General features: G+C 57.1%; 9 protein-coding genes. 8 read left to right on the top strand and 1 reads right to left on the bottom strand.

Annotation, left to right across the window (positions count from 1 at the left end; genetic code table 11):
* Positions 1–113: 113 nt before the first annotated feature.
* Entirely contained in the window at positions 114–1,895 is a 1,782-nt protein-coding gene (locus ACO6BQ_RS10980) for a MutS-related protein (RefSeq protein ID WP_489120916.1), read from the bottom strand.
* A gap of 269 nt (positions 1,896–2,164) precedes the next feature.
* Here ACO6BQ_RS10980 and ACO6BQ_RS10975 point away from each other — a divergent pair, with 269 nt between their 5' ends.
* From ACO6BQ_RS10975 to ACO6BQ_RS10940, 8 genes are all read left to right on the top strand, one after another.
* Positions 2,165–2,359: a hypothetical protein gene (locus tag ACO6BQ_RS10975; protein WP_489120915.1), complete on the top strand. Its 195-nt coding sequence runs from the start codon at positions 2,165–2,167 to the stop codon at positions 2,357–2,359.
* Between the two features lie 89 nt (positions 2,360–2,448).
* The gene (locus tag ACO6BQ_RS10970) at positions 2,449–2,817 is read left to right on the top strand and encodes a type II toxin-antitoxin system RelE/ParE family toxin (protein WP_489120914.1); all 369 of its coding nucleotides are present in this window, start codon (positions 2,449–2,451) and stop codon (positions 2,815–2,817) included.
* A complete protein-coding gene (locus ACO6BQ_RS10965; RefSeq protein ID WP_489120913.1) occupies positions 2,801–3,094 on the top strand; it encodes a helix-turn-helix domain-containing protein in 294 nt (97 codons plus the stop codon). The genes ACO6BQ_RS10970 and ACO6BQ_RS10965 overlap by 17 nt, the downstream gene beginning before the upstream one ends.
* Before the next feature lie 28 nt (positions 3,095–3,122).
* Complete coding sequence (locus ACO6BQ_RS10960; protein WP_006692413.1) at positions 3,123–3,398, top strand: hypothetical protein; 276 nt, start codon at positions 3,123–3,125, stop codon at positions 3,396–3,398.
* A 261-nt stretch (positions 3,399–3,659) separates the two neighbouring features.
* Positions 3,660–4,358, top strand: a complete 699-nt coding sequence (locus ACO6BQ_RS10955) for a hypothetical protein (RefSeq protein ID WP_489120912.1) — start codon at positions 3,660–3,662, stop codon at positions 4,356–4,358.
* Positions 4,359–4,803: 445 nt separating this feature from the next.
* Complete coding sequence (locus ACO6BQ_RS10950) at positions 4,804–5,472, top strand: D-sedoheptulose-7-phosphate isomerase (protein WP_489120911.1); 669 nt, start codon at positions 4,804–4,806, stop codon at positions 5,470–5,472.
* A gap of 96 nt (positions 5,473–5,568) precedes the next feature.
* Positions 5,569–7,077 (top strand): phosphohexomutase domain-containing protein, encoded by a 1,509-nt coding sequence (locus ACO6BQ_RS10945; protein WP_489120910.1) that lies wholly within the window; start codon positions 5,569–5,571, stop codon positions 7,075–7,077.
* 202 nt (positions 7,078–7,279) lie between these two features.
* Positions 7,280–9,055 (top strand): GGDEF domain-containing protein, encoded by a 1,776-nt coding sequence (locus ACO6BQ_RS10940; RefSeq protein WP_489120909.1) that lies wholly within the window; start codon positions 7,280–7,282, stop codon positions 9,053–9,055.
* Positions 9,056–9,302: the final 247 nt, after the last annotated feature.

The raw sequence follows: 9,302 nt of genomic DNA, 5'->3' as shown, positions 1-9,302 counted from the left end.
CGAAAAAATCTACGCCAATCTGACGGACTTCATTTTATCAGCGATTCCTAAAATACTTCCCTATTATAGCAGATTTTACAAGGGATGTCACGATTGCAAGCGGCAAACGCCCCTCACTCCCCCATGATGCCCGCCATCCGCAGGAGATACTGCGCGTTCGTCGTGCGGCAGCGTCCCTCGCGGATCTTGAAGTCAAAGAGGATCTTGTCCTCCTCGTAGTGCTCCTCAAAATGCGCGTTCTCCACGGGCACACCCTCGCGCCCGAGGTCGCACAGCTCAAAATCATGCGTCGTCACAATCGTAATCGCGTGCGGCAGGGTCAGCCGTCGGATTGCCTCACGCGCCCCGACAATGCGGTCGGCGGAGTTCGTCCCGCGAAAGATCTCGTCAATCAGAATAAGCATCGGCTTTCCGCGCTTGCTGTACGTCATCATCTTCTTGATGCGCAGGAGCTCGGCGTAAAACGTCGAAATGCCGCCCGCAAGGTCGTCGCTGATCTGGATCGACGTATAGACCGCCATCGGAGTCAGGGCAAACACCTTTGCACACACAGGCGCGCCCGCGTATGCCAAAACAGCGTTAGAGCCCAGTGTTCGCATATACGTTGTCTTGCCCGACATATTCGACCCTGTAATGACGAGCGTCCCCGCTGCACGGTGTGCGTCGTTCGGTGTCGCCGCCTCCTCGGCAATCACGAGCGGCATCGCTCCCTCCACTTCGAGGCGCGGTGCATCGCCCTCGATGAACTGCGGAAAGCAATGTACCTCACGCGTATGACCGATGCGTGCAAGCGAGAGCAGCACCTCCACCTCCGCCCAGACCTTCAGCCAGCCGGCAGCCGCCGGCCCCGCCTGCAGCCGCCAATGGGCGAAATACGCCATGCAGTGCAGATCCCAGAGGAGTGCCCCGTTCGCCAGAAAGAAAAAGAGCACATTCCGCCGCATTGCCGCACACTCCGCAAGCGTCGTCAGTCTGCTCTGCGCCGTCGTCGCGCGAACAGGCGCAAAGAGCGGCGCGAGAATCGCCGCGAACGCCTCCCCACGCAGCGGCGCACGCTCCAGTGCGTGAAAGATGCGTCCGTAGAGGCGAAGCTCCCGCGCCATGTGTCCGAGCGGGGCAAGCTCGCGCTGCGTACGCGGATAGAACGCAATCGCGACCGTCAGGTTGAACATAAAGAGGATGAGCGGCACTGCCCATGACCCACCCGCAAAAGCAGCCCACAGAAACGATAAAACGAACGCGTTTGCAAGCACAATGCCAATACAGGATATTGTCTTTAGCGAACCATTGAGAGGATGCGCCAACTCCTTCGCGAGCTCCCGCGTATCGTGCCCATCCGGCAGCCGCGCTCCGCGCGCCTCCAGTTCGATGCAGAGAAGCGGATGTGCGAGAAGCTCCGCCACGGCCGCCTGCCGTCTGCGTGAGCGTTCGAGGTCACGCGGCGTTGCTGTGAGCGCAGCGGCGAGCCGCTCCCGTCCCGCCTGCGTCCGCGCCGCGCAGAGATACTGATAGAGCGACGCCGTGCCGAAGATGTGCAGATCACGGTCAGGCGGACGCTTTTCCTTGCCATAGACGACACCGTCCTCGGGCAGAGACTTCCACTCCCCCGAGAAACGCATGAGATAGCCCGCCGTCACCGCAAGATATGCCTTCGTCAGGAGGCGCAGCCGCTCCAGTTTCCGATGGCGCGCAACAACCACCATAAAGAGCAGCAGCAGGAATCCGCCGAGCACCATCTCTGCCGCCGAGCCCATATCATAGCCGTGGATCAGCACCACCAACATCACAGGAAAGACCACCGTGCGCGCGAGAATGAACCGTGCCCGCTTCGCATTCTGCGCCCGTTCCAGCGCGAGCGTGTTCTCCCGCACATTTTCATAGAATCGTTTTTTCAACGTGAAGCTCCTTATTTTGCAATAATTCCCATTATACCATAGCCGCTGTGTGAATGTAGACAATTTTTCTCAAAACTGTTACAATATAGGAATCGCTGATAAAATGAAGTCCGTCAGATTGGCGTAGATTTTTTCGTCCGAACAAGGAGACAAACCGGACGCATAGCAAGGGCTATGTGGAGGATCGAGGGCACAGTGCGGGCAAAAAAGATACGTCAAGATGGCGTGGCTGAATTTATCAGTGCTTCCTATACGCGGGAGGGATCGCAATGCAGGATACGGGCGCAGCCATTCGGCGAACGGAGGCGGCCATACGCGCACTTGAGCAGCGGATGCAGAGTGCCGTCGGCGACCTCGACTACGAGACATACCTGCACGAAAAACGAGCTCTCACCGCCGCCCTCCTCGCCCTGCGCAAACGGCGGGAGCGCGAAGAGAAGGCAAAACATAGGGAATTCAGCTAGAATTCAGTCCCATTTGATAGAGTAGCGACGCAAAGAAAACACTCACATTGACAATATAGTATAAATCCTATATTATGAGGGCAGATTATATGCGATTTTATGTCGAGTTTTATGAGAAGTCCAACGGCGAACAGCCCGCACGAGAGTTTTTGCTCTCACTTGACAAGAAGATCCGCGTCAAACTCCTCAGCATGATTTCCATTCTGGAAAACAACGGCTACGAGCTCAGAGAACCATATTCCAAACATCTCTCTGAGGGTATCTTTGAACTTCGCACAAAACTTGCCTCGAATATCACACGCGTTCTCTATTTCTTCTACGCCGATCAACGAATTATTCTCACCAACGGATTTGTGAAGAAAACACCCAAGACCCCACCGCAGGAAATCGAACGTGCAAAAGAATATCGCAGAGATTATTTGCAAAGAAAGGAGTGCACAGATGAGCACGAGATTTGATGACTTTCTCGAAGAGCAGCTGAGCGATCCTGAGTTGCGCTCCGAGTTCGAAGCTCTTCAGCCGGAACGCGCCATCATACAGGCGATGATTGATGCCCGCAGGAGTGCCGGTCTCACACAGAAGGAACTCTCTGTACGCACAGGGATTGCACAGGCGGATATCAGCAAACTGGAAAAAGGCAATGCAAACCCATCTCTCCGAACCTTACAGCGTCTTGCTGCCGGCATGGGTATGATGCTCCACATTGAATTCTGCCCTGCCCAACCGATTCCCTAAGTCTCACTGAAAAGAAAGGAACATCACTATGTCACAGCGTATGACCATGGAGGAAGTTCTCAAGGAATACGGCGTGCCGCAGCTGCGCCTCGATGTGCACGCGACGCGCACCGACCTCATGAAGCTGCGCGAAAAGCTCATGGCAATCCGCGACCTCTCGGACGGGCGTGAGCAGGGCTACCTCGACATCGACTGCAAACTCTACATCGACGTGGACGACATTGACCGCTATCTCTCGGGCGAGCTCGACACAGTCGGCGAGATCTACGCCTTCCCCGAGGATGTGAAATCCTATCGGGAGTAAGGCATCCTCGCGTGCTCCTCGCAGAACACCTCGTTACGCAAGCGGTCGTGTGCTCGTCCGCCTAAATACCTGCGGATTTCAAACGCGCTTCGCTTGAACGGTCAAAATCCGCAGGGGGCGGGTCGCACACTTTTTCCCGCTTGCTCCACTAGGGTTTGCTACGGAGCACCGCTCGTCAAGGTATTAATTTGCGTTTTTCAATTCGGTTACGAATACCGGGGCTATCCCCGTATCGAACGATATATTAAAGGAGAACATCGAATGAAACTAAAGAAACTTATCGCTGCGGCGATGGTCGGCTCGCTGACCTTTACCGCCCCCCTCATCCTCCCGCAGATCGTGCAGAGCACCCTCGGTGCGCAGGCGGAGGCAGCAAAGGGCGGCGCACGCATCGCGCCGAAGGCGGCGCCGTCCGCTCCCAAGGCATCCTCGAGCACGCAAAGCGGCAGCCAGAGCAAATCCGTCTCGGGCAATGGAGAGGGCTACGCTCCATCCAAGAGCGCAAGCCAGCTCGACAAGAACGCTCCCGCCGCAGGTGCGAAATCGAACACGCCGAGTGCCGCGAATGCCGCTAGTCAGGCACAGAAAAGCTCGGGCTGGGGCAATACCCTGCGCAACGTGGGACTTCTCGCGGGCGGCATGATGCTCGGCGGACTACTCGCCTCCATGTTCGGCATGGGCGGCGGGATGTTCGCCGACATCCTCGGTGTCTTGGCGAACGTCGCCATCGCGATCGCGGCATTCATGGCGATTCGCTGGGCATGGAACCGTTTCCGCGGACGCAAGGAGGAGAACGCCTACCAAAGCGCGGTACGCCCGCAGCAGGCAGCACCGCAGCCGCCGATCACGGATATCCGTCCGCAGGGCGCACCTGCATCCTATGCTGCACGGACGAGCACACGCGCAAATATCGCAGGGGAAAGCCCGCACATCGTCGCCAATCACTATCGCAGTCGCTAAGGGAAGCACTGATAAATTCAGCCACGCCATCTTAGCGTATCTTTTTTGCCCGCTTTTTGTCGGCAAATCCTCCACATAGCTTTGGCTATGCGTCCGGTTTGCCTCCTCAATCGGACAGAAAAATCTACGCCAATCTGACGGACTTCATTTTATCAGCGATTCCCTAAGAACACGCGGATAAACGCAACGATTCCCGAAAACAACGCAAAAGAACGCCCCGCAGACACAAAACCCTGCGGGGCATTTTGCATGACTGCGTAAACAGCCGCATTTTCTCCGTAAAATCAATAAATATAAAACAATTATATAAAATAACGATAAATAACTATAAATTAGAATAAATAACGCGGAATTTTCTCTGCCGTCTTCACTATTTCCCCTTGAAAAAGCGTTTTACATCGTCCATAATAAGAACAGAATCATATTGCAAAGGAGCGTTATGCCTATGAAAGAATCTACTTACGCAGCCGTGGACACACTCATCGCACGCTATCCCGCGCTCGCGGTCTGCGCGGCGGATGTCCGCGCCGCTGTAGAGGCACTCGTGGACAGCTGGCGTGCGGGCGGCAAGCTCATTGTCTGCGGCAACGGCGGCTCCGCCTCGGATGCGGAGCACATCGTCGGTGAGCTGATGAAGGGTTTTCTCCTGCCGCGTCACCTCGACGAGCACATCCTTGCAAAGCTGCACGAGGCGTGCGACACGACCGACCCGCGCACGGTCGACTACTTCATGCAGAATTTACAGGGCGCACTCCCCGCGATCTCGCTGCCCTCGCAGCTCGCAATCAGCACGGCGTTCTCGAACGATCAGGCACCCGACCTCACCTTTGCCCAGCAGGTATTGGGACTCGGAAAACCTGAGGATGTCCTCCTCGGCATCACGACCTCTGGCAACTCGAAAAACGTGCTCTACGCCTTCCGCATGGCAAAGGCACTCGGGCTGAAAACCATTGCTCTCACAGGTGCATCGGGCGGCAAATGCGTGACGGGCGGCTACGCCGATATCACGATCAAAGCCCCTGCTGACGAGACGTATCAGATTCAAGAGTACCACCTCCCGATCTACCACGCCCTCTGCATTGCGGTCGAGGAGGAGTTTTTCGGCGCGGAGTGAGATCACAGCAGCCGCCCATAGCGCCCCTTCCACCGCAAGCGGTCCCCCTCCCCCATTGCGCTGGGGGAGGCTCGATACAGTAAAGGAGGAATTCCCATGCCACTGACCTACGAGGACTTCAAGAAGCTCGCGAACGGCAGCGACATCCGCGGCGTCGCCGTCCCCGGTGTGCCCGATGAGCCTGTCACCCTCACACCCGAGGCGGCGAACCGCATCGCCGCCGGCTTCGTCCGTCTCCTCATGGAGAAAACGGGCAAACAGCCTGCCGAGCTGCAGATCGCCGTCGGACACGACTCGCGCATCTCCGCGCTCGCCATCAAGGACTGCGTGCTCACAGGGCTGACCCACACGGGCGCACATGGCATCGACTGCGTCCTCGCCTCCACCCCCGCCATGTTCATGGCGACCATCTTCGAGGAAACGGCGGCGGACGGTTCGATCATGATTACGGCGAGCCATCTCCCGTACAACCGCAACGGGCTGAAATTCTTCACCGCTGCGGGCGGCGCGGACAAGGAGGACATTCAGAAAATCCTCGCCTACGCCGCAGAGGCAAAGGAAGCACACGGCACACTCGACCATGTATTGAAGTTCGACCTCATCGGCCGCTATAGCGAGCACCTTGTAAACAAAATCCGCACGGCACTCGGCGGCGCAAAAAAACCGCTCGCGGGCATGCACATCGTCGTCGACGCGGGCAACGGCGCGGGCGGCTTCTTTGCAGGGCGCATCCTCACCCCGCTCGGCGCAGACACCACGGGCAGCCAGTTCCTCGACCCCGACGGGCATTTCCCGAACCACATCCCGAACCCCGAAGATCCTGCCGCCATGCGCGCAATCAAGGAAGCTGTCACCCGAAATGATGCCGATCTCGGGCTCATCTTCGACACCGACGTTGACCGCATGAGCGCGGTTCTCGCGGACGGTACCGATGTCAGCCGCAACGCCCTCATCGCCATGATGGCAGCCATCCTCGCGCCTGACTACCCCGGCTCCACCATCATCACGGACTCCGTGACCTCGGACGGCCTCGCCGACTTCCTCGAAAACGATCTGCACCTGAAGCATCTGCGCTATATGCGCGGCTACAAGAACGTCATCAACGAGTGCATCCGCCGCAACGAGGCGGGCGAGGTCTCCCCACTCGCGATTGAGACCTCAGGGCACGGCGCACTCTCGGAGAACTACTACCTCGACGACGGTGCCTACCTCGCGGTGAAACTCATCATCGCGGCGGCAAAGGCGCGCGCCGAGGGCAGGACGCTCGCCGACCTCATCGCCGATATCCGCCACCCCGCCGAGGCGCGTGAGATCCGCATCAAGATCCTCGGACAGGACGACACGAAATCCTACGGAAAAGAAGTTCTCGCCGCATTCGAGGAACGCGCACGGGCAAAGGGACTCACCATCGCCAGCCCCTCCTACGAGGGCGTGCGCATCGTCATGGACGGCGGCTGGGCGCTGCTGCGCATGTCGCTCCACGACCCGAACATGCCGCTCAACATCGAGGCAGACGCAGAGGGCGGCGCGGATACGATTGAACGCACCGTAAAGGAACTCCTCACGGGATTTGATGCACTGGATCTCTCGGGACTCCACGTCTGATAGCAAAAATGCTGCCGTACGTAGCAAAAACTTCGTGCGGCAGTTTTTCTTTCCCCCACCCTCCGTCGCTGACAAAATTATAACCGCGCTTCATTTAAGAGTATGCACACCCCTGTTTTTATGTTATAATAGTACATCATTTTTCTGTTAGGATAATCGTCCCGTTACGTCTGGGACTGAAAACCGAGGATGAATACAAGATATGTCACATTTTTTTCAGACACTGCGGGAGAACGGGGTCATTCTCCTCTGTATGGCATCGATTGCGGCAATGGCAATATTCGCATGGCAGTCGATCAGCTTCTCGCTCTATTCCTCCATCGAACCGAAATATGCTGTCATCAATGGGAGCCCCGCGTACAAGGACATCATCGGCTTTCATCCGGGCAAGTTCGACTGGCAGACCTATTCCTATCCCACGCAGCCGCCCATGCCCGCAGGCACGCAGACGGTCTACCTCTCATGGGAGATCCCTGCGACAACACCGCTCTTTGTCAACCAACTCCTCTTTACCACAACCAATCAGAACGTCTATGTCTACCTCGATAACGAGCTCATCTATGTCCACGGGAACTGGTCGGATCTCACAGGCTCGCGCGGACGCACGCTCCACTTCCTCCACGTTGACGAGGGGCTTTCGGGCAAACGGCTCACCATCCTACTGAACTCGGGCTACGCCAACTGGGTCGGGAGCGTGGACTACTTCTTCATCGGCAGCGAGAAATCCCTCATGCGGAAGATCGGCCTTGCGGATGCAATCTATATCGCGAGCATCTCCATCGCCCTCTCGCTCATCGTCTTCCTCGTCATGGACCTCGTCTGGCGCGGCGTAGAGGGACGACGCAAGATGCACCTGTACCTCATCGCCTTCCTCGTCAGTTTCATCCTGTGGACGACGGGCACCTCCTCGTTCTTCTCGCGTATCCTCGGCGTCCCCGCCCTCTGGTGGGAGATCCACCTCATCATGCTCTACATCATGCCCGCCACCTTTGCGCGAATCATACAGGAAATTGTCAGCCCTGCATATACAAAGGCAGCACAAACCTCCATCGTTGTCTATACGCTGCTCTTTATTGTTGCGACCATTACGGAACTCTGCGGATTCGACGGCTACATGAATCTGCTCTACATCTTCTATCCGATCCTCTTCATTAGCTGCCTCGTGCTCATCTATACCCTGTTCCGTTCAAACACGAAGGAAACCCCCGCCTGCCGCTATGGTCTTGTCGCGATGATCTCACTGACCGGCTTTGTCGGTGTGGATGCCCTGCACTGGGAGTACCACCTCCTCGCCTCGCCCCTCTCGTGCACGATCTTCTCCATCTATGCGGTCATCCCGTTCGTCTTCTTCCTCATTCGTCAGCAGATGCAGGAGGATGCCGCACTCGCACAGAAAAACGAAACGCTCGCACGCGAGCTGCAGGAGTCGCAGAACGAGGCGAGCCGCGACTTCCTCACGGGCGCGTTCAACCGCCACCAGCTTGCCGACGGCATTGCAAAATTCTCGGTGCTTGCAAATACGCGCGACTTCAAATTCTCGTTCGCCATCTTCGACGTGGATCACTTCAAGACCGTCAACGATACGAGGGGGCATCTCGGCGGCGACCACATCCTCAAGCAGATTGCCGACACCGTACACGCAAAGATTGACCGCCGCCACATCTTCATCCGCTACGGCGGTGATGAGTTCATCCTGCTCGCCCTCCATCACGACCTGCATCAGATGGTCGCGCTCTGTGAGGAATTCCGAAAGACCCTCGAACAGACTTTGGACGGCGTCACCATGAGCTTTGGTGTCTCAACGTGGCACGGCACAGGCGACCACATGGCACAACTGATGGAGCGCGCCGACCGCGCCCTCTACATCTCGAAGGAAAAGGGGCGCAACAGCGTCTCCGGGGAGGACGAAGTCCCTGCCGACACCAACGCGCCCACCACGATCACCACCCCCGTCGATCCGCCGCAGGTGGAACGCTGATCCCAACCAAGCGGGGCTGCTGCGCGAAGGATAAACTTCGTCAACAGCCTCTTTTCTTTTCATCTCACGCTCATCTTCTGTATGTTTTTAAGGAATCGCTGATAAAATGAAGTCCGTCAGATTGGCGTAGATTTTTTCGTCCGAACAAGGAGGCAAACCGGACGCATAGCCAAAGCTATGTGGAGGATTTGTCGACACAGTGCGGGCAAAAAAGATGCGTCAAGATGGCGGCGCTGAATTTATCAGT

It is taken from the genome of Centipeda sp. (in: firmicutes) (assembly GCF_057271695.1).
The sequence above is the reverse complement of the archived record's forward strand: the minus strand, read 5'-3'. Positions and strand labels throughout refer to the sequence as shown.

Excerpts from the sequence above, each read along its gene's own strand:
- ACO6BQ_RS10940 (WP_489120909.1), top strand. The coding sequence starts at position 7,280 with ATGTCACATTTTTTTCAGACACTGCGGGAGAACGGGGTCATTCTCCTC.
- ACO6BQ_RS10970 (WP_489120914.1), top strand. The coding sequence starts at position 2,449 with ATGCGATTTTATGTCGAGTTTTATGAGAAGTCCAACGGCGAACAGCCC.
- ACO6BQ_RS10975 (WP_489120915.1), top strand. The coding sequence starts at position 2,165 with ATGCAGGATACGGGCGCAGCCATTCGGCGAACGGAGGCGGCCATACGC.
- ACO6BQ_RS10965 (WP_489120913.1), top strand. The coding sequence starts at position 2,801 with ATGAGCACGAGATTTGATGACTTTCTCGAAGAGCAGCTGAGCGATCCT.
- ACO6BQ_RS10960 (WP_006692413.1), top strand. The coding sequence starts at position 3,123 with ATGTCACAGCGTATGACCATGGAGGAAGTTCTCAAGGAATACGGCGTG.
- ACO6BQ_RS10945 (WP_489120910.1), top strand. The coding sequence starts at position 5,569 with ATGCCACTGACCTACGAGGACTTCAAGAAGCTCGCGAACGGCAGCGAC.
- ACO6BQ_RS10955 (WP_489120912.1), top strand. The coding sequence starts at position 3,660 with ATGAAACTAAAGAAACTTATCGCTGCGGCGATGGTCGGCTCGCTGACC.
- ACO6BQ_RS10950 (WP_489120911.1), top strand. The coding sequence starts at position 4,804 with ATGAAAGAATCTACTTACGCAGCCGTGGACACACTCATCGCACGCTAT.